We start from the raw sequence: 20,093 nt of genomic DNA, 5'->3' as shown, positions 1-20,093 counted from the left end.
CCTTTCGCTTCGTCACGCCATCCCGCAGCCGCCCCCGCCCATCCCCCAACGTCCAGCACGATCTTTCAGTAAACGGCAAAAAACAGCAGAAGGGTAGGCCTTGCGGCTTAACCTCGGCTGCATTGCTGCGTCATGCTGCTGGACGGCCCTTGGGGTGAGGGCCAGAAAAGAATGCTATTGGAAAAAGTCTCTATAAAGAATGTATGAGGAAATCAGGCGAGAGCAGGGCAGGCAGAGGGAGCGTCACACTTTTTGTTGATGAGACCGTTAGAGGCCGCTTCCATTTTTCGTCACCTGAAATTGCTTCTGAATTCGGTCCATGGGCGTACCGTCCTTGAGCGGCACTTTCTTCAGCGTGTTATAGGTACTGAACCCCATCTTCTCGTAGTAGGCCAGCCCGCCAATGTTGTCGGCGCGGATGGTTGCGTTGATGATTTCGATATTGCGTTCCTTGGCTGCAGAGCGTGTTGCGGCAAACAGGGCAGTGCCGACGCCTGGGATCTTCGGGTTCAGGCGCGCGAAAGTTCCGATATCGGACCACCTCTTCGGCAAATCGCCGTAACGGCTGAGGAACTGAAAGCCGGCGAGGCCAGACCCTGCCTGCGCCACATGGCAGATGAGGGCGAATTCGCCGGATATGAACCAGTCGGCCAAAAGTTCGGGCGAAAAGCGATCCTCGAGGGCAGTCGTGCCGCCCGCTTCGATGATCTCATTGATGAGCCCGCAGAGTTCGGCGGCGTCATCAACAGTCGCGTTGCGAATAGTCAGTTGCGCCATGCTCTTCCATCTCCTGATCGATCGCCCAAAATGAAAACGGCCCGGTTTCCCGAGCCGCTTCCTGATCTTGATGCCTGACGCTTAGATGAGCTTGGCGAAGGCAACAGCCGTGTCGGACATGCGGCTGGAGAAGCCCCACTCGTTGTCGTACCAGGACAGGACGCGCACGAAGTTGCCTTCCATGACCTTCGTCTGGTCGGTCGCGAAGATCGAGGAGTGGCTGTCGTGGTTGAAGTCACGGGAAACGAGCGGCTCATCGGTGTAGCCGAGGATGCCCTTCAGCTTGCCGTTTGCGGCAGCCTTGATCGCTTCGTTGATTTCGCCGACCGTGGTGGCCTTCTTGGCAACGAACTTGAAATCGACGACCGAAACGTTCGGGGTCGGAACGCGGATCGAGGTGCCGTCGAGCTTGCCCTTGAGGTGCGGCAGAACGAGGCCGACGGCCTTGGCAGCACCCGTCGAGGTCGGGATCATCGAGAGGGCAGCAGCGCGGGCGCGATACAGATCCTTGTGCATCGTATCGAGCGTCGGCTGGTCGCCGGTGTAGGAGTGGATAGTGGTCATGAAGCCGTGGTCGATGCCGACGGCGTCGTCGAGAATCTTCACGACCGGCACCAGGCAGTTGGTGGTGCAGGAGGCGTTGGAGATGACCAGATGCTCCTTGGTGAGCTGGTCATGGTTGACGCCGAAGACGACGGTCAGGTCAGCGCCGTCGGCAGGAGCCGAAACGATGACGCGCTTGGCACCAGCCGTCAGATGAGCCGCGGCCTTGTCGCGGGCGGTGAAGATGCCCGTGCATTCCATCGCGATGTCGACACCCAATTCCCTGTGGGGAAGGGTTGCCGGATCCTTGATCGCGGTGACCTTGATAGGCTTGCCGCCGCCGACGACGATCGTGTCGCCTTCGACCTTCACTTCGGCCGGGAACTTACCGTGGATGGAGTCGTAACGCAGCAGGTGGGCGTTGGTCTCGACCGGGCCGAGGTCGTTGATGGCGACGACTTCGATGTCCGTACGGCCGGATTCGACGATGGCGCGAAGAACGTTGCGGCCGATACGACCGAAACCGTTGATGGCAACCTTGACTGTCATGTTCATTCACTCCCTAGAGATTGGGATTGCGGATAATAGATGAGGAAGCGCCCGAAGGCACTCCCTTAAAGCTTGGCTTCTGCTGCTGCGACGACGGCGTCAGCCGTGATGCCGAAATGCTCGAACACCTTCTTGGCCGGGCCGGACGCGCCGAAGCCCTTCATGCCGACGAAGGTGCCTTCCGGACCGATAAAGGCATCCCAGCCTTCGCGAACGGCGGCTTCGACGGCGATCTTGACCGGCGAGTTGCCGAGGATTTCCTTGCGGTAAGCCTCCGGCTGATCGAAGAAGAGTTCCGTGCAGGGAACGGAAACGACGCGGGTGCTGACACCCTTGCCTTCAAGCGTTGCACGGGCGGCAACGGCGAGTTCCACTTCCGAACCGGAGGCGAAGATCGTGACCTTGGCATCGGCGTTGCCGGCGAGCGTGTAGGCGCCGAGTTCGCAGAGGTTCTTCTGATTATACTCGGTGCGGACGGTCGTCAGGTTTTGACGGGTCAGGGCCAGAGCGGACGGATGGTCCTTGCTCTTCATGGCAATCTGCCAGCATTCCGCGGTCTCGACTGCGTCGGCCGGGCGGAAGACACGCAGGTTCGGCACCGCACGCAGGCCGGCGATCTGTTCGACAGGCTGGTGCGTCGGGCCGTCCTCGCCGACGCCGATCGAGTCATGGGTGAGGACGTGGATGACACGGATGCCCATGAGCGAGGCGAGACGGATCGGTGGGCGGCAATAATCCGAGAAGATCATGAAGCCGCCGCCGTAAGGAATAAGACCGCCATGGAGTGCGATGCCGTTCATGGCAGAGGCCATGCCGTGCTCACGGATGCCCCAGTGCATATAGCGGCCGGCGAAATCCGTCGGCGTGATCGAATGCATCTGGCTGGTCTTGGTATTGTTCGACGGCGTCAGGTCAGCGGAGCCGCCGAGCGTTTCCGGCACGAAGCCGTTGATGACTTCGAGCGCATCTTCGGATGCCTTGCGGGAAGCGATCGTCGGCTTGGTTTCGGCAAGCTTCTTCTTGTAGTCGTCGATAGCCCTGTCGAAGCCTTCGGGCAGGTCACCGGCAAAACGACGGGTGAACTCGGCCTTGGCCGGCGACTTGGACAGCGTTTCTTCCCATGCCTTGACGATATTGTCAGAGCGGGTGCCGGCGGCGCGCCATGCGTCGAGGACGTCGGAGGGAACGACGAAGGGCTCGTATTCCCAGTTCAGCGCCTTGCGGGTGGCGGCGATTTCGTCGGCGCCGAGCGGGTTGCCGTGTACCTTGTGGGTGCCCTGCTTGTTCGGGGCACCGAAGCCGATGACAGTCTTGCAGGCAATGAAGGTCGGGCGGTCGGACTTGTGGGCGGCTTCGATCGCATCGGCGATGGCGGCCTGGTCGTGACCGTCGATCTCGATCGTGTTCCAGTGAACGGCCTTGAAGCGAGCGACCTGATCGGTCGAGTCGGACAGGGAAACGGCGCCGTCGATGGTGATCGAGTTGTTGTCCCAGAAGAGGATCAGCTTGTTGAGCTTCAGGTGGCCGGCAAGCGCGATCGCTTCGTGGCTGATGCCTTCCATCAGGCAGCCGTCGCCATTGATGACGTAAGTGTAGTGGTCCTGCAATTCCGGACCGAACTCGTCGCGCAGCTTGCGCTCGGCGATCGCCATGCCGACGGCATTGGCAATGCCCTGGCCGAGCGGGCCAGTGGTCGTTTCGATGCCGGTGGCATGGCCATATTCCGGATGGCCGGCGGTCTTGGAGCCGAGCTGACGGAACTGCTTCAAGTCCTCGACCGACATGTCCGGATAGCCGGTCAAATAGAGAAGCGAGTAGAGCAGCATCGAGCCATGACCGGCAGAGAGAACAAAGCGGTCGCGGTTCGGCCAGTGCGGCTTCTGGGGATCGAAGCGGAGATATTTGGTAAAGAGGACAGTTGCCACATCCGCCATGCCCATCGGCATGCCCGGGTGGCCGGAATTCGCCTTTTCGACAGCATCCATGGAGAGGAAACGGATCGCATTCGCCATCCGGTCGTTTTGTTCGCGTGAGGTCATGGCTTTTCCGCTAGTTCCGGGTTTGAGGATGGCCTCGAGCCTGCCAAGACCATCAATGAGAGCGGTCGAGACATACCAGTTGGAACGGCCAAGTCAACAAAATGGAAGCCGTTTGGAGGCCGGGTGCGACGATTTTTGACATTTGACCGTCAAGTTTTACAAAAGACGAATCTTGTGTGGCAGGCTTGTGTAAATCGCTCATCCACAGAATAGGGCAGGGGGTAGCCGAGGGGCTTTATTGACGCGCTCCAGCCTAGCTGCATATCCTCTTGAAAATACAGGGTCGGCGACAGAGGCCGATTCGCGGGTCTTGTGCGGGGAACCGGAAAAGACATGACGCCTAATGGCAACATCATCGAAGCTGCGCTTACGGAGCTCAAACAGGCAATCTCGGGCCTCGAGAATGCTGTCGACATGCGCATCGAGCGCCAGCGTGAGCAGGGCGAGATCGAAGGCGAAGTCCGCCGCGTGCATGCCGACCGCTCTCGCCTTGCCCAGGAGCTCGACCAGGCCGAATTCCGCGCGAACCGGCTGGAAGAGGTCAATCGCGAGGTTTCGCGGCGTCTGGTGACGGCGATGGAAACGATCCGCGCGGTTCTTGACCGCTAAGAGGACATGATGACATGGCGCAGGTAACGGTTACGATCGACGGCAAGGCCTATCGCATGGCCTGCGAAGAGGGGCAGGAAGATCATCTGACCGACCTCGCAGTTCGTTTCGACCGTTATGTCGGCCATCTCAAGGGTCAGTTCGGCGAAATCGGCGATCTCAGGATCACCGTCATGGCCGGCATCATGGTGATGGACGAGATCTCGGAGCTGACGCGACGCGTTGCCGGGCTGGAATCGGAGTTGGAGTCGCTCCGCAGCAACCGGGACACGGTAATTGCCGCCACCGCTCGCACGGAAGAAGGCATTGCAGTGGCGCTTTCGGAGGTCACGAGCCGTATTCAGGGCATTGCCGACAAGCTGAACGGCCGTACGCCGGCCGAGCTTAATTAATTTGGGAGAGCGGTGCTGCCCCACTGGTGCGGTGCTGCAAATGTCCCTATATTCGCTCACGCGGTCTGTGCTTCTCGACAGGAACAATGAATCCTCGGGGCCATACCCGATCCTTAGGGAGCTGTCCCTGTCCGGGCTCGTGGGTCTGGACATACGGCGCCCACCTACTTTCGTAGGCGCCCAGGATCGAAAGTTTCCACCGGTTGTGTGGATCGCGCTTTATCTCTCGTCGGCGGGTTCTTCTTGGCCGGCGCTGATATTTCCCGACAAGTCCCGCTTTCAGTCGCCTGGTGGTTCACTCCAGCCGGTGAGCTTTGCCCAGTCGTAGGCGCCCTCCATGATGATATCGAAAACCGGATCCTTGATATCGTAATAGGCTTCGGCATTGTCAGGGAAAAAGCCGGCGAGGCGTTGCTTGATCAGCTCGTAGGCTGCTGCCGCCGTCGGATGAGCGCGCAGGAAATCCCGGCATAAAAGCGGATAGCGCTGATTGAAGCGGCCCCTTTCACGAACATGGATATTCGCGGGCCGGCCCCTGCTTTTGAAATACAGCTTTCTCAGCTCGCCATCTGCCAGATCGAGACCTGGTGGACAGTGATCGGTTACGATCGAGCGGCTCTCGAACCCCTCGCGTTCGAACGCTGTTCTATCGGCCAGTTCAAGAGCATCGACACTCACCTGGATGTCGATGATATCCTTTGCGACAAGTCCGGGCACGGCCGTGGAGCCGATGTGATGGATTACGGCACCGGCGGGTGCTGCGCGCCGGATCGCCCGCTTCAAACTTGCGAAGTCGTCGGCCCAGCTTTGGCGCGGCGGATGGATTTCTATCGGCATGGAGCGCTCGCTATCGTTGAGCCGTGACAGGGGAATGACGGAGGTCTTCCTCAATGAATGTTCTCGACCAGGAAATCGATGAAGGCCCGGATACGTGCGGCAAGATGTTCGTGACCGGGATACACGGCGTGAATGAGTTCGATATCTTCAGGATTATAGGTTTCCAATACAGCCACCAGCGTTCCGGCATCGATATCCGGCTGTACATGGAACTGACCCACACGAGCGAGGCCAAGGCCGGCGAGGCAAAGGCTGCGAGCCGTTGGTCCGTTGTTGGTTTCGAGGTTGCCAAAGACGGTTCTCGAGAAGCGACCGCCATTTTCGGGATTGCGGAATGGCCATTCCTCCGAGGTTGAGCGGAAGCTGAAGGTCAGGCAGTTGTGACGATCGAGATCCTCAGGGCTTTCCGGGATGCCTTGCCGTTTCAGATAGCCGGGTGAGGCAACGATAACCCGGCGGCTTTCGAGGAGCTTGCGCGCCTTCAGTGAGGAATCGCGCAAGGCGCCCGAACGGATGGCGATATCGGCGCGTTCGCCGATGATATCTATAATGCCATCGCTGAGCGCGAGGTCGAGGTCGACCTCGGGATAAAGCTTCAGGAAATCGGGCACCAGCGGCACTATGTAGCGAACGCCAAAGGCGACCGAGGTGCTCACGCGCAGGCGTCCTCGAGCCACCGTCGTGCCGCCTGCTGCGACGGCGCGTTCCGTTTCCTCGATGTCGGCGAGGATGCGTCGGGAGCGTTCGAGATAGATTTCGCCCTCTGGCGTCAGTTGCAGGGCGCGGGTCGTGCGCACCAGAAGACGCGTGCCGAGACGGTCCTCGAGCCGGGTGACGAGCTTGCTGACGGCGGAGGGCGAAAGCTTGAGCTTGCGGCCAGCGGCCGAGAAGCTTTGCAGTTCGGCCACCTGCACGAAGACATCCATCTCGCCGATGCGGTTATCCATCCGTTTCCTATCTTGAATTCAATTCACAACTGTTGAGCTATTATAGGCAATTATCGAGGAAGTGCGCCACGCCCATATTCCGACCCGAACAAGAACCAATCATCGGGTCACTCTCATGCCACTCGCTCTCTTTGCATTGACGATTGCGGCTTACGCGATCGGCACGACGGAATTCGTCATCGTCGGCCTGCTGCCGACGGTTGCCACCGACCTTCACATCACCCTGCCGCTCGCCGGCCTCATCGTCAGCGTCTATGCGCTGGGCGTTACCTTCGGCGCACCGATCCTGACGGCGTTGACCGGACGGATCGAGCGCAAGCCGCTCATGCTTGGGCTGATGGCGCTCTTTATCATCGGTCACATCATCGCGGCGCTCAGCCCCGGTTATGAAGTGCTGCTGATTGCCCGCGTCGTCTCGGCCTTTGCGCACGGCGTCTTCTTTTCCGTCGGTTCCACCATCGCTGCCGATCTTGTGCCGGAGAACCGAAGGGCGTCGGCTATTGCGATGATGTTCATGGGCCTGACGGTTGCGATCGTCACCGGCGTTCCGCTCGGCACGTTCATTGGCCAGACTTTCGGCTGGCGCACCACCTTTGCTGCCGTTGCCGGTCTCGGTGTCGTTGCCTTCGCAGCCATTGCCTTCCTGCTGCCCTCGAACCTCAAGAAGGCCCCGCCGGCCAGCATCGGCGAACAGATCCGCGTACTTGCCACGGGGCGGCTGCTTCTCGTTTATGCCATGACGGCACTCGGTTATGGCGGTACCTTTGTTGCCTTCACCTTCCTCGCGCCGATCCTCGAACAAGTTACCGGTTTTGCCTCCTCGGCCGTCGGCCTGATCCTGATGCTCTATGGCGTGGCGATTGCCGTCGGCAACGTCGTCGGCGGGCGCATCTCCAACCGTGATCCGGTCAAGGCTCTGACCTTCCTGTTCATCGCCCAGGCACTCGTGCTGGTGCTCTTCGGCTTCACAGCTGTCTCGCCCTGGCTGACGATCCCGACGCTTGCGATCCTCGGCTTCCTGTCCTTCGCCAATGTGCCCGGCCTGCAGCTCTATGTCGTGCAGCTTGCACGCCAGCTGCAGCCGAACGCCGTCGATGTTGCCTCGGCGCTCAATATCGCCGCCTTCAACCTCGGCATCGCCATGGGTGCCTGGATCGGCGGTCTGGTCGTCGAATCCCGCTTCGGGCTGGGCGCCACGCCTTTCGTTGCCGCCGCGCTCGTCACCGTTGCCCTAGGCCTCACCATCAGGAGCGGTGCGCTCGACCGCCGCTCCATCCCGAATGCTGCCGCTGCCTGCAGCGCGGCCTGATCTCTCCGACTTGAAAGGAAACAGCATGAAATTCGTCAGCGCCAATGGCGCCTCCATCCCGGCCCTCGGCTTTGGCACGTTCCGCGTGCCGGGACCCGACGCCGAACGCATGGTCTCCCGCGTGCTCGTCAATGGCTATCGCCACATCGACACCGCGCAGATCTACGGCAACGAGGCCGAGGTCGGCGAAGGCATTCGCCGCTCCGGCGTCGCTCGCGGCGATATCTTCCTGACGACCAAGGTCTGGGTCGAGAACTACAAGCGCGGTGCCTTCCTTGCGTCGGTCGACGAGAGCCTGAAGAAGTTGAAGACTGATTATGTCGACCTTCTGCTGCTTCATTGGCCGAACCAGGCCGTACCGCTCGCCGAGCAGATCGGCGCGCTGAACGAAGTGGCGAAGGCGGGCAAGGTGCGCCATATCGGCGTGTCGAACTTCAATACTGATCTGATGCGGGAGGCCGTCAAGCTCAGCAGTCTGCCAGTCGTGACGAACCAGGTGGAGTATCATCCCTATATCGATCAAACGCCGGTGCTGCACGCTGCAAAGCAGTTCGATATGTCGGTGACGGCCTATTACGCCATGGCTGACGGCAAGGTGTTCGAGGATGCAACGCTCAAGACGATTGCCGCCAAGCATGGCAGGTCGATAGCGCAGATTGTACTGCGCTGGATCGTGCAGCAGGATATGATCGCGCTTTCCAAGACAGTCTCGGAACAGCGCGCGCGGGAGAATGCGGCGATCTTCGATTTCGAACTCTCTTCCGAAGAGATGTCTGCAATCCATGCGCTGGCGAACCCCGATGGTCGCATCGTCAGCCCGGAAGGGTTGGCTCCCGCCTGGGATAAGGCAGCTTGAGAACGGGCGCTTCGGCGCCCGTTTCTCTATCGGCTAAAGCTTGGGCAGATCGGCGATGTCTGCAATTATCCCCGGTTCTTCTTGTGCATACGGCCTGCCTCGCGGTCCGTATCAGCGGCGCTGGAGCGGGTAAGGCCCATCCTCGAAAATCTGGGCGTGGTAACCCTTTGTGCCGACGCGAAGAGCGAGCGGACTTCTCCATTCCCTGCCGTCGCGCAGGCAATCGAGCACGTGCCGAAAGTCGTACTTCGGGTGCCAGCCGAGCTCCTGCCGGGCCAGCGCATTGACATAGACACGGTCGAAGTTCGGAAACATCGTCCATCCGTGCGCCGCGTAAAGTGCGGCCATGTCGGGGAAAAGGCGCTCCACCGTCGCGACCGCATCACGACGCAGGTCGGCAAGATCGGCTTCGGTGAAGGGGGCCGTCGCTGAAATGATATAACGACCGAAGCCGATGGACGGCGCTCTTTCCAGTGCCAGCAAATGGGCGTCGACCACATCCTCGATATCGACGCGCCGATAAAGCAACTCGTTGGCCTGTGCATTTTCGGCGGAATAGCGGTTGCGAATATCGAGATCGTCGTCATCTTCCGGGAAGAATCGCGAGGTCCTCAGAACGATGAGGGGCAGTGACATGGTGCGCGCGAAGAGCTCGCAGATGCCTTCGGCTGCGACCTTCGTAACGCCATAGATATTTCGGGCAACGGGCAGAACATCTTCGGTGACCCAAGCGGCCGGTTCGCCTGCGGCCGGGCGCAGGGCCGCTCCGAAAGCGCTGGTGGTGCTGGTGAAAACGAAGCTTGTTGCGCCTACCGCGACTGCCTGCTCGAGAAGGTTCATCGTGCCTGCGACGTTGGTGTCGATGAAATCCTTGTTGGCGTGTGTTCCGACATGCGGCTTGTGCAGCGTGGCGGCGTGGATAATGGCGGTGATGCCTGTCATCGCACGGCGGATGAAATCGGGATCGGTAATCGATCCGGTCATATCGGTAAAAGGCGAGGGTTTGATATCGATGCCGCGGACCTGACGGCCTTGATCCGTCAAGGTGCGCATCAGCGCTTCGCCCAGATGGCCTGTGCTTCCCGTCACCAGTATTGTCATTCTGCGTCTCCGGACAGTTGGTGACGGACGCTAACAAAGGCCGCTCTCGCGGGACAACGTATAATTTATGCAGCGGAATGCAGCAAATCTGCAGGCTCAGTCGAGTGTCGTAACCAATCGTGCGGCGCTGCCGTCAGCCAGGAAGATGCGCTCCCACAATACCTGCCCGGCCACGATGGGCAGGTGCGGATTATCGTTTGCGCCCGTCTCCAGTGTCAGCGAATTCATTTGGCCTTCATGCCAGCCGAGGCCGGCGAGTTCGCCCTCTGTCTTCACGATTTCCTGCGACGCATAGGAGAGCAAAGACCTGTCCATGAGATCGGAGAGCGGCAGGCGCCATTCGCTCTGCCGTACACTGGAGGCTGCGAGAAGCCGGTGGGTGCGGTCGCAGATAAGATGAACCTTGCTCCGGGAATGTTCGACGAGACGTTTCAACGCGGCATCGGCGGAGGATGATTTGTTTGTGAAGATGCTTTCCAGCCGTGTTGCCTGAGCGACGGTGACTGGCAGGATGCCGCGCTCCAAGCGGGAGACGGTTGCCTGATTGACACCAAGCAATTCCGCCAGATGTTCCTGCTTCATCTTACGCAGTTGGCGCATGCGACGGATGGCAGATCCGGATATCGGCATGGTTCCTCTCTCCCTCTAGTTGCCGCAGCAAGCTAGTGCGACGGACCCTCGAGGTCGCTCTTCAGCCGGTCGAGAATCGACAGTGCATGGCCTGCATAGGCGCTGATCCAGCGGTCGTGAATCTGTTTGATCGGCAGGCTGTTCAGATGGTTCCAGCGCTCTCGGCCCTCCTTCCTGGCAATCACCAGATCGGCTTCCTCCAGCACCTTCAGATGCTGCATTACCGTGCAGCGATCCATCTCCGGGAATGCTTCGCAAAGCGCACCCGTCGTGCGCGGTTCTTCCTTCAGAAGATCGAGAATATCGCGGCGGCGGCGATGCGCCAGCGCCTTGAAAATGGGGTCATCGTCCGATTCACTTGACATGTTATGTTTTTATAACATAATTGGATCAGGCACAATGGAGAAGAGGAGGAAGTCGCATGTCCCTCAATATTCGCGTCTCGGGCCGCATCGGCCGCCCGGTGGCTGATGTTTTCGATGCTGTCGTCAATCCAAAGAAACTCTCGAGCTACTTCACCACCGTGGGCGGGGCGAGCGCGCCCCTGGTTGAGGGCACGACGGTGACCTGGTGGAAAGACGTGCCGGTGGAGGTGGTCGAGCTTGTGCCCGACAGCAAGATCGTGCTGCGATGGGATGGCGCCACGGACGAGGAGAAGAAGGCTTACAAGACCCTCGTAGAGATGAATTTCAAGCCGCTTGATGACGGTGGCACGATGGTGACCATCGCCGAGGATGGCTGGCGTGAGGATGAGCCGGGGCGGCGCGGAACCTACCAGAATCTCGAGGGCTGGACGCAGATGTTCTGCTGCATGAAGGCCTTTGTCGAATACGGCATCAATCTGCGCGAAGGCATGTTCCTCAGCGAGATGCGGGGTGAGCAGGCCAAGGCGCAGGAAGGTTGAGGGGAAGCGTCATGAACGATTTGATCTATGGCGGCGTCGACGTCGCGATGAAGGTTCCGCCGCATCAGTATGAAGCCACCGTTTCCTTTTATCGTGACATCGTGAAGCTGAAAGAAATTGCAGGAGACGATGTTTCCTTCGAGCTTGGGCCGATCCGGCTTTGGATCGACCGGGTGGCGACCATGAGCCAGGCCGAGCTCTGGCTGGAATTCATGACTCCGGATTTCGAGCGTGCTGCAGAGTATCTGGAAAAGGCCGGTGTCCCGCGCTGCGATCCCATCGAGCCACTGCCACCCAATCTTCGCGGTGGCTGGATCCTCAACCCCACAGGCATCGTCCATCTGGTACGGGAGACCAGCCGCAATTAGGGCGATGCAGCTGAAACCAATGCCGAGCTGGATCATGTAGCCGCCGATGAGGCGGCTATATCTCTGTTGGAGGGTTGGAATTGCGCTCCAAAGGCGGCAGATTGCTACCTGCGGAAGGCATAGCCCCGCGCAAGGTGTAGCAGACGCACTCGCCTTTGTGACAGAGACTTCGCTTGCCTGTCACGATGCCGGTGCTAGTTTCCGGAATCATATCGATTAAATCCCAGGAGATTTCAGATGCAGCTTGGCATGGTAGGTTTGGGCCGTATGGGCAATTACATGGTCCAGCGCTTGATGCGGGGCGGCCACGAATGTGTGGTCTATGACGCCAAGCCGGAAAGCGTCGCCGATCTTGTTGGGCTCGGTGCCGAGGGCAGTGGCTCGCTCGAAGAATTCGTTTCGAAGCTTGCCCGTCCACGTGCAGTCTGGCTAATGCTGCCGGCTGCGATCACCGACAAAGTTATCGCCACGATCGTTCCGCTGCTCCATGACGGCGATATCCTGATCGACGGCGGCAACTCCTACTATCATGACGACATCCGCCGCGGCGCCGAACTCATCACCAAGGGCATCCACTATGTCGACGTCGGCACCAGCGGCGGCGTGTTCGGCCTCGAGCGCGGCTATTGCCTGATGATCGGTGGCGAGAAGGGCATCGTGCAGCATCTGACGCCCATCTTCGCAGCGCTGGCGCCAGGTGCGGGCACGGCGGAAAACTCACCGAACCGCACGCCGGAAGCCGCAGCTCTCAGCACCGCCGAGCAGGGCTTCCTTCATTGCGGCCCGCATGGCGCAGGCCACTTCGTCAAGATGGTCCATAACGGCATCGAATACGGTCTGATGGCCGCTTATGCCGAAGGCCTCAACATCCTGAAGCACGCCAATGTCGGCGCCCTGACGCATGAGGCCGATGCCGAGACGGCTCCGCTCTCCCATCCGGAATTCTACCAGTACGATTTCAATCTGCCGGAAGTTGCGGAAGTCTGGCGCCGCGGCAGCGTCATCACCTCGTGGCTGCTCGATCTGACGGCCGATGCGCTGCACAAGGACCCGGTGCTTACTCAATATGCCGGCCGCGTTTCGGACTCCGGCGAGGGCCGCTGGACGATCATGGCGGCGATCGATGAAAGCGTGCCGACGCCGGTACTCAGCGCTGCGCTTCACGGCCGCTTCTCCTCGCGCGACCAGGACGAATTCGCCAACAAGGTGCTTTCGGCCATGCGTGCCGGCTTCGGCGGTCATGCCGAGAAACCACATAAGTAAAGCAAGCGCATTTCTCTCACGTCAGCCGCCGGCCGAAAGGCAGGCGGCTTTCTTTTTGCCGGTATTCAGCTAGACCGTTTGTTCGTCTGGCTTTTCCGTCGTGGCACTTGCATAAAAGCCTGACCTGTAACACCGGAGGCGGGCATGCGGCGAATTTCTGCGATCGGCATCTGCAGCATCATGATGCTGTTTTCTCTTTTCGGCGCCGTTTCCGCACAAACGACGCCGGCAGCTTCCAACGACGTCGCCCCGCCTGCCCAGGTGCGGCAGATGATGGAGCTGATGCAGACGCCGGAGGTCAAGCAATGGATGGCGACGCAAATGGCGGCGCCTGCAGCCTCGACCGACAATAACGAGGAAATGTCGATATTGTCGGGCCGCCTCCAGCACGCCCGCCGGCATATCGCGATGGTCTCGGGTGCTGCGATGACATTGCCATCCGAAATCACGCGGGCCTCATCGCTCTTCTGGGGTGAGTTGGGAGCCGCGGGTTCGCTGCGTATGGCCGCACAATTTCTGGCTATCCTCATCACCGGTTTTGTCGTCGAAATCCTGGTGCGACGGGCCGTGCGCGAAAGGCGGGAGCGGGCGGCGCAAATGACGGGCACGCGGCTTGCTGCGCGCGTCATTCCGGCCATTGTCTTCGGCCTTGCCACCGGGCTTGCGTTGATCAGCTTCAACTGGCCGCCGATCAGCCTGAATATCGCGATTGCCATTGCGGTCGCTGTCGTCGTGCAGCGCTTCGCTGTTTCCATCGGCGGTGTCATCGTCGATCTTGTCACCCTGCCGCGCGGCGAGGGAGAGACGGTTGCGGTTGATCCGGCCGTCGCACGATTCTGGTTTCGTCGCTGCATTCTGTTCGTCATCTATTTCGTCTTCGGCTGGGCCGTTCTCCAATCGATGGAACCGCTCGGCTATTCGATGGCTACACGCTATCTGGTCGGCTATGTGCTTGGTATCGGCCTATTCCTGATCGCTACGGAAGCGGTCTGGTCGCGACCGGGCAATGAAACGCGGCGCAGTCATGCGGCTACCTGGTTGTTGACCCTCTATTTCGCCCTGCTCTGGGGCATCTGGGTCCTGAGCTTCGATTGGCTTCTCTGGGTCTGCATCTATCTCATGCTGTTGCCACGGGTGCTTGCCGTCTCGACGCTCGCAGTCAAATCCTTCCACCAGGCCGAAGCGGGTTTCCTTGCCAAGCGCCATATCGCGACCGTTTTGCTCGATCGCGGCGTAAGGGCTCTGATCATCGCCCTTGCCGCGATCTGGCTCGGACGCATGCTCGGCGTCGAAACCGCTGCGATGATGACGTCAAACGAGACGATGATCGACCGGGTGGCGCGCGGCACGATCGGCGGCATTGTCATCCTGCTTGCGGCCGATCTGCTCTGGCATCTGGTGAAGGCCTATATCGACGGCAAGCTTCTGGATTCACCCGCTGACGGTACGGTCAGCGATGAGGAAAAAGTCAAGCGTGCCCGTCTGCAGACGCTCCTGCCGATCTTCCGTAACATCCTTGCCGTCGTCATCGTCGTGATCGCCGTTCTCATGGTGCTCTCAGGTCTCGGCATTGAGATCGGGCCATTGATTGCGGGTGCCGGTGTTGTTGGCGTTGCGGTTGGTTTCGGCGCGCAGACGATCGTCAAGGATGTCATCAGTGGCATGTTCTATCTGTGGGACGATGCTTTTCGTGTCGGTGAATATATCGAAAGCGGCAGCCACAAGGGCGTGGTCGAGGCCTTCAGCCTGCGTTCCGTCAAACTCCGCCATCACCGCGGGCCGCTGACCACGGTGCCTTTCGGCGAACTCGGGGCCGTCAAAAACCTCAACCGCGACTGGACGATCGACAAGATCAGCCTGAATGTCACTTATGATACGGACCTCGTGAAGACGAAGAAGATCATCAAGCAGATCGGCCAGCAACTTCTCGATAACCCGGAGTGGGGTCCGAATATCATCGAAACTTTGAAGATGAAGGGTGTCGAACAGTTCGGCGAATTCGCAATCGAGATCCGGCTCTCGATGATGACAAAGCCAGGCGAGCAGTTCGTCATCCGCCGCAATGCGCTGGCGATGATCCGCAATGCCTTCAAGGAAAACGGCATCGAATTCGCCGTTCCGACGGTGCAGGTCGCCGGCGAGCGCGACATTGATGCTAGTGTCGCTGCGGCGCGTTACGCGGCACAAGCCCATGCCGGGGGCGAACCGGCGGCCTGACCTTCCAATGCAAGGCAGAGCTTACGAAATTGCAATGCGATCACGCCTGTGCGCTGCGCAAATTTGCCCCAATTGGGGATGAAGGAGGCGGCAAGTGCGCGGGTGTGGGTAGCCGCAACATGGTTCATAGAGCTTGCATGTTGCGTATGTTACGTCTCTCGGAAGAGATTCCCGCCAAATTGGCAATTGCAGCAGGTAATAAATGTCGGGTCACGGCAAGTTGGAAGAGAATTCAGAGACGGAAGAGGGTTTTTCCGTCGGCGCGGTTTTCCGGCGCTATCGCACGCCTCTGACGGCTCTTGCCACGCTCCTCATTTTTTGCCTTGTCGGCTACGCGATCATGCAGTTGACCGATGAGGTGCGCTATGACGACGTCGTCGAGGCCCTCGCGGCAACCCGGCCGAGCTCGATCCTGCTCGCCTTGCTCTTCACGGCCCTGAGCTTTCTGGCACTCGTTTTCTACGATCTCAACGCCATCGACTATATCGGCAAGCGGCTGCCTTTTCCGCATGTCGCGCTCACCGCCTTCAGCGCCTATGCGGTCGGCAATACTGCCGGTTTCGGTGCATTGTCAGGCGGGGCGATCCGTTACCGTGCCTATACGAGGCTTGGGATTTCGCCTGAGGATATCGGCCGGATCATTGCTTTCGTGACGTTGTCTTTCGGCCTCGGCCTTGCGGCTGTGGCTGCAATCGCGCTTCTCGTTATTGCCGATGAGATCGCGCCGCTGATCAATGTCAGCGGCCTGTGGCTTCGGATCGTCGCAGCGGTCATCCTGGCGATCCTCGGCTCTCTCATGATTGTCGGTCGCGAGGGCAGGGTGATCGAAATCGGTTCGATCGCGCTTCGCCTGCCGGATTCGCGCACCTGGTCGCGCCAGTTCCTGGTGACCGCATTCGATATCGCGGCTTCCGCCTCGGTGCTCTACGTGCTCCTGCCTCAAACGGCGATCGGTTGGCCGGTGTTTCTGGCGGTCTACGCGATTGCCGTCGGGCTTGGCGTGCTGAGCCACGTGCCGGCGGGTCTTGGCGTTTTTGAAACTGTCATCATCGCCTCGCTCGGCAGCGCGGTGAACATCGATGCCGTTCTCGGCTCACTGGTTCTTTATCGCCTGATCTATCACGTCTTGCCGCTGCTGATCGCCATCCTTGCGGTGTCGGCGACCGAGCTTCGCCGCTTCGTGGATCATCCTGCGGCATCCAGCGTGCGGCGTATCGGCGGGCGGCTGATGCCGCAGCTTCTTTCGGCACTGGCGCTGCTTCTGGGCGTCATGCTGATCTTTTCCAGCGTGACGCCGACGCCCGATCAGAACCTCGAATTTCTCTCCAACTATCTGCCGCTGCCAATTGTCGAAGGTGCGCATTTCCTCTCCAGCCTGCTCGGGCTTGCGCTTGTCGTTGCGGCCCGCGGCCTTGGTCAGCGGCTCGATGGTGCGTGGTGGGTGGCGGTATTTTCCGCCGTTGCTGCCCTGACGCTTTCGCTGCTGAAAGCGATTGCGCTTGTCGAAGCGGCTGTCCTGGCCTTCCTGGTTTTCGGCCTCTTTGTCAGTCGCCGACTTTTCACCCGTCATGCTTCGCTTCTCAACCAGGCGATGACGACATCCTGGCTGACGGCGATTGCCGTGATCATTGTCGGAGCTGTCGTCATCCTGCTCTTCGTCTATCGCGATGTGGAATACAGCAACGAGCTCTGGTGGCAGTTTGAATTTGCCGCAGAAGCGCCGCGCGGCCTGCGTGCGGTGCTCGGCATCTCCATCATTTCCTCGGCCATTGCCGTTTTCAGCCTGTTGCGGCCTGCGGCCTTCAAACCGGAGCCGGCGGACGAGGAAGCGGTTCGCCGTGCCGTCGAGATCGTCGGGAAGCAGGATAGTGCGGACGCCAACCTCGTGCGCATGGGCGACAAGTCCATCATGTTCTCGGAAAAGGGCGACGCTTTCATCATGTATGGCCGGCAGGGGCGTTCATGGATCGCACTGTTTGATCCGATCGGTGACCGTCATGCCGTGCCGGAACTGGTCTGGCGTTTCGTGGAAGCGGCGCGCGCTGCGGGATGCCGCGCTGTGTTCTACCAGATCTCGCCGGCGCTGCTTTCGCATTGCGCCGATGCCGGCTTGCGCGCCTTCAAGCTGGGTGAACTGGCGGTCGCTGATCTGCGCACCTTCGAAATGAAGGGCGGCAAATGGGCGAACCTGCGCCAGACCGCAAGCCGCGCCCAGCGCGACGGGCTGGAATTCGCCGTTATCGAGCCCGTTGATATCCCTGCCGTCATCGACGATCTGTCGGCCGTTTCCAACGCGTGGCTCGAGCACCACAATGCCAAGGAGAAAGGTTTCTCGCTCGGTGCCTTCGATCCTGATTATGTGATGTCTCAACCGGTCGGAGTTCTCAAGAAGGACGGCCGAATCGTTGCCTTTGCCAATATCCTGGTCACCACGGCGAGAGAGGAGGGGACGATCGACCTGATGCGCTTCTCGCCCGATGCGCCGAAAGGGGCAATGGACTTCCTGTTCGTGCAGATCATGGAGTATCTGCGCGCTCAGGGCTTTACGCATTTTAACCTTGGCATGGCGCCTCTCTCCGGCATGTCGAAACGGGAGGTAGCGCCTGTCTGGGACCGTATCGGCGGTACGGTCTTCGAACACGGCGAGCGCTTCTACAACTTCAAGGGGCTTCGTGCCTTCAAATCCAAGTTTCATCCGCACTGGCAACCGCGCTATCTTGCGGTGTCCGGAGGGGGCAATCCGATGATCGCATTGATGGATGCGACATTGCTGATTGGCGGCGGATTGAAAGGGGTAGTGAGAAAATGATGAAAAAATACCTGTTTGCTGCGGCATGCGTCAGCATGTTCGCGGCCGCACCGTCTTATGCTGCGGACGAGACCACCCAGAGCTTCGAGACGGGGCTTATTCCTTCGCCGCATATCTTCCTGCCGCAGGGCGAGGTGAAGGGCGCGGTCTTTCTGATTTCCGATGCCGCCGGCTGGGGTGACAGTGAGAAGACTGAGGCAGACCGTCTGGTTTCGCAGGGTTCCGTCGTCATCGGCGTCGATTTCCCGTCCTATATGGAAGCGCTGAACCGCTACGACGTCAGCCTTAACGACGGCTGCATCTACACGGTTTCCGATATTGAATCGCTTAGCCAGCAGGTACAACGCGCCGCAGGCAACAGCCCCTATCACCTGCCGATAGTCGCCGGCATTGGCGAGGGCGGTGCGCTGGCGCTTGCCATTGCCGCACAGACGCCCGATGCAACGATCGGCCAGACATTTGTCGTCGACCCGCATGCCGGCATTCCGTTGAGCAAGGAACTCTGCACACCGGCCCAGAAAAAGGTCGTCGGTGACCGCAGCGTCTATGGACTGACCGATGGTAGCCTGCCGGATCCGATCATCGCCACGTTCACGCCTGCTGCCGACAAGGATGGCCGTGCTCATGTGGAGGATCTGAAAAAGGCGCATGATGCGATCGAAATCCGTGACTCCACTGACGATGCACAAACCGTCTTTGCCGATACGCTCGATGATCTGGTGACGGCTTCGGGTGCCTTCGACAATCCGCTCGGCCTGCCGCTTGCGGTTCTCGAGGCCAAGCCGAACCTTGATACGATGGCCGTTATCTATTCCGGCGACGGCGGTTGGCGTGACATCGACAAGGAAGTCGGGGGGATGCTTCAGAAAGAGGGTATTCCCGTCGTCGGCATCGACTCGCTGCGCTATTTCTGGACCGAGCGTAAACCGCAGGAAACGGCCGACGATCTCTCGCGCATCATCGAATTCTACCGCAAGCAATGGAAGGTCAAGCACGTCCTGCTGATCGGCTATTCCTTCGGCGCGGATATCGTGCCAGCCACTTATCAGCTTCTGAAACCCGAGGAGAAGAGGGCGGTAGCGCAGATTTCGCTTCTGTCTCTGTCGCACCAGGTCGATTACGTCATTTCCGTCATGGGCTGGCTCGGCCAGAAGACCGAAGGGGCCGGCGGCGATCCCATCAAGGATCTCAAGGGCGCCAATCCGAAACTCGTCCAATGCATCTACGGCAAGGATGACGACGATGATGTGGCCTGCCCGGCTGTCAAGGATGTCGGCGGCGAGGTGATCGAGCTGCCTGGCGATCATCACTTTGACGAAAATTACGATCTTCTGACCAAGACGATCATCGATGGCCTGAAGGCGCGCCTCAAGGGCTAACGCATCAGCATCTGTTCACTCCAGCCGAGGGCGGCAACTTCGCCGCCCCGGAACCTCGCGTCGTCGTCGACGATGAATTCGTCGAGCTGCGGCGGAGCGACACTGCTGCCTGCCAGCATGGCATGTACCTGTCCGCGATGGTGGGTCTGATGTTGAAAGAGGTGGCTCAGCACATCTTCCATGCGTTCTCGCTGAATGCGTCCGTCGCGCTGAAGCTCGATGGTCGAAGTAAGCTTCTCGGGTGTCAGTCTTTCGCAGACTGCAACTAGGCGCCGGTCGACCTTCGCCTGCTCTTTAGAGAGCGATGGCAGGTCATTGAAGGGTTCTTCAATGTCGAAGGCGCGAAGGCCGAGGGTTCCCCCTTCCAGCCCATCGACATAGAACCAGTCGACTGTAAGCGTGTGGTTCAGCGTCGATTTGATCGACGGGAAAAAGCTTGTGCGCGTGGCTTCGAATTCGCCGGGTTCAAGGGTCGCGCAGGCGGCAAGAAGCCGGCTGTTTGCCAGGGCATTGTTGTAGGCGAGCTTTCGAAACATGCGGCAGGGGTCGAAACTCGACATCGCA

19 protein-coding genes and 1 other RNA gene are annotated in these 20,093 nt (G+C 59.8%); 11 read left to right on the top strand and 9 right to left on the bottom strand.

All coding sequences use genetic code 11. The features are described from left to right. Positions 1–267: 267 nt before the first annotated feature. From FHT93_RS28655 to tkt, 3 genes are all read right to left on the bottom strand, one after another. Complete coding sequence (locus FHT93_RS28655; protein ID WP_183850673.1) at positions 268–777, bottom strand: GNAT family N-acetyltransferase; 510 nt, start codon at positions 775–777, stop codon at positions 268–270. 81 nt (positions 778–858) lie between these two features. After that, positions 859–1,869, bottom strand: coding sequence for a type I glyceraldehyde-3-phosphate dehydrogenase (gene gap / locus FHT93_RS28650; protein ID WP_112545061.1), 1,011 nt, complete (start codon positions 1,867–1,869; stop codon positions 859–861). Positions 1,870–1,934: 65 nt separating this feature from the next. Next, the gene (gene tkt / locus FHT93_RS28645) at positions 1,935–3,908 is read right to left on the bottom strand and encodes a transketolase (RefSeq protein ID WP_113213261.1); all 1,974 of its coding nucleotides are present in this window, start codon (positions 3,906–3,908) and stop codon (positions 1,935–1,937) included. A gap of 333 nt (positions 3,909–4,241) precedes the next feature. Here tkt and FHT93_RS28640 point away from each other — a divergent pair, with 333 nt between their 5' ends. From FHT93_RS28640 to ssrS, 3 genes are all read left to right on the top strand, one after another. Next, entirely contained in the window at positions 4,242–4,517 is a 276-nt protein-coding gene (locus tag FHT93_RS28640; protein ID WP_112545050.1) for a DUF4164 domain-containing protein, read from the top strand. Between the two features lie 14 nt (positions 4,518–4,531). Continuing rightward, positions 4,532–4,909: a cell division protein ZapA gene (locus tag FHT93_RS28635; protein WP_183850672.1), complete on the top strand. Its 378-nt coding sequence runs from the start codon at positions 4,532–4,534 to the stop codon at positions 4,907–4,909. A 59-nt stretch (positions 4,910–4,968) separates the two neighbouring features. Continuing rightward, a non-coding RNA gene (ssrS, locus tag FHT93_RS28630) (6S RNA) lies at positions 4,969–5,127 on the top strand. A gap of 61 nt (positions 5,128–5,188) precedes the next feature. Here ssrS and FHT93_RS28625 read toward each other — a convergent pair. Together FHT93_RS28625 and FHT93_RS28620 are read right to left on the bottom strand one after the other, a co-directional pair. Continuing rightward, positions 5,189–5,800 carry a GrpB family protein gene (locus FHT93_RS28625; protein WP_246781759.1) on the bottom strand — a complete coding sequence of 204 codons (612 nt, stop codon included), beginning with the start codon at positions 5,798–5,800 and terminating at the stop codon, positions 5,189–5,191. After that, the gene (locus FHT93_RS28620; protein ID WP_112545052.1) at positions 5,797–6,693 is read right to left on the bottom strand and encodes a LysR family transcriptional regulator; all 897 of its coding nucleotides are present in this window, start codon (positions 6,691–6,693) and stop codon (positions 5,797–5,799) included. Before FHT93_RS28620 ends, FHT93_RS28625 begins: the two co-directional genes overlap by 4 nt. Before the next feature lie 115 nt (positions 6,694–6,808). On the opposite strand from FHT93_RS28620, the gene FHT93_RS28615 reads away from it, so the two are divergent. Both FHT93_RS28615 and FHT93_RS28610 read left to right on the top strand, forming a co-directional pair. Then, positions 6,809–8,002 carry an MFS transporter gene (locus FHT93_RS28615; RefSeq protein ID WP_183850670.1) on the top strand — a complete coding sequence of 398 codons (1,194 nt, stop codon included), beginning with the start codon at positions 6,809–6,811 and terminating at the stop codon, positions 8,000–8,002. Between the two features lie 25 nt (positions 8,003–8,027). After that, positions 8,028–8,858 carry an aldo/keto reductase gene (locus FHT93_RS28610; RefSeq protein WP_183850668.1) on the top strand — a complete coding sequence of 277 codons (831 nt, stop codon included), beginning with the start codon at positions 8,028–8,030 and terminating at the stop codon, positions 8,856–8,858. Positions 8,859–8,969: 111 nt separating this feature from the next. Here FHT93_RS28610 and FHT93_RS28605 read toward each other — a convergent pair whose 3' ends face one another. The 3 genes from FHT93_RS28605 to FHT93_RS28595 form a co-directional block, all read right to left on the bottom strand. Beyond that, positions 8,970–9,959 carry an NAD(P)-dependent oxidoreductase gene (locus FHT93_RS28605; protein WP_183850667.1) on the bottom strand — a complete coding sequence of 330 codons (990 nt, stop codon included), beginning with the start codon at positions 9,957–9,959 and terminating at the stop codon, positions 8,970–8,972. Between the two features lie 96 nt (positions 9,960–10,055). Next, the gene (locus tag FHT93_RS28600; RefSeq protein ID WP_183850665.1) at positions 10,056–10,589 is read right to left on the bottom strand and encodes a helix-turn-helix transcriptional regulator; all 534 of its coding nucleotides are present in this window, start codon (positions 10,587–10,589) and stop codon (positions 10,056–10,058) included. A 32-nt stretch (positions 10,590–10,621) separates the two neighbouring features. After that, entirely contained in the window at positions 10,622–10,954 is a 333-nt protein-coding gene (locus tag FHT93_RS28595) for a metalloregulator ArsR/SmtB family transcription factor (protein ID WP_112545056.1), read from the bottom strand. Positions 10,955–11,010: 56 nt separating this feature from the next. Here FHT93_RS28595 and FHT93_RS28590 point away from each other — a divergent pair, with 56 nt between their 5' ends. The 6 genes from FHT93_RS28590 to FHT93_RS28565 all read left to right on the top strand — a co-directional run bounded on the left by FHT93_RS28590 (position 11,011) and on the right by FHT93_RS28565 (position 19,529). After that, on the top strand, positions 11,011–11,493 hold the full coding sequence (locus FHT93_RS28590; RefSeq protein WP_183850663.1) for an SRPBCC domain-containing protein: 483 nt from the start codon (positions 11,011–11,013) through the stop codon (positions 11,491–11,493). 11 nt (positions 11,494–11,504) lie between these two features. Continuing rightward, positions 11,505–11,861, top strand: coding sequence for a hypothetical protein (locus FHT93_RS28585; protein ID WP_183850661.1), 357 nt, complete (start codon positions 11,505–11,507; stop codon positions 11,859–11,861). A 237-nt stretch (positions 11,862–12,098) separates the two neighbouring features. Continuing rightward, positions 12,099–13,124: a phosphogluconate dehydrogenase (NAD(+)-dependent, decarboxylating) gene (gnd, locus tag FHT93_RS28580; RefSeq protein ID WP_183850659.1), complete on the top strand. Its 1,026-nt coding sequence runs from the start codon at positions 12,099–12,101 to the stop codon at positions 13,122–13,124. 144 nt (positions 13,125–13,268) lie between these two features. Continuing rightward, positions 13,269–15,341: a mechanosensitive ion channel family protein gene (locus FHT93_RS28575; RefSeq protein ID WP_183850654.1), complete on the top strand. Its 2,073-nt coding sequence runs from the start codon at positions 13,269–13,271 to the stop codon at positions 15,339–15,341. Positions 15,342–15,543: 202 nt separating this feature from the next. Next, positions 15,544–18,150, top strand: a complete 2,607-nt coding sequence (mprF, locus tag FHT93_RS28570; RefSeq protein WP_183850652.1) for a bifunctional lysylphosphatidylglycerol flippase/synthetase MprF — start codon at positions 15,544–15,546, stop codon at positions 18,148–18,150. After that, a complete protein-coding gene (locus FHT93_RS28565; protein ID WP_112972052.1) occupies positions 18,147–19,529 on the top strand; it encodes an AcvB/VirJ family lysyl-phosphatidylglycerol hydrolase in 1,383 nt (460 codons plus the stop codon). Before mprF ends, FHT93_RS28565 begins: the two co-directional genes overlap by 4 nt. Here FHT93_RS28565 and FHT93_RS28560 read toward each other — a convergent pair. Continuing rightward, positions 19,526–20,089, bottom strand: a complete 564-nt coding sequence (locus FHT93_RS28560) for a DinB family protein (RefSeq protein WP_183850650.1) — start codon at positions 20,087–20,089, stop codon at positions 19,526–19,528. The genes FHT93_RS28565 and FHT93_RS28560 overlap by 4 nt on opposite strands. Positions 20,090–20,093 lie beyond the last annotated feature (4 nt).

It is taken from the genome of Rhizobium sp. BK379 (assembly GCF_014193955.1).
In the GTDB taxonomy this organism is placed as follows: Bacteria; Pseudomonadota; Alphaproteobacteria; order Rhizobiales; family Rhizobiaceae; genus Rhizobium.
The sequence above is the reverse complement of the archived record's forward strand: the minus strand, read 5'-3'. Positions and strand labels throughout refer to the sequence as shown.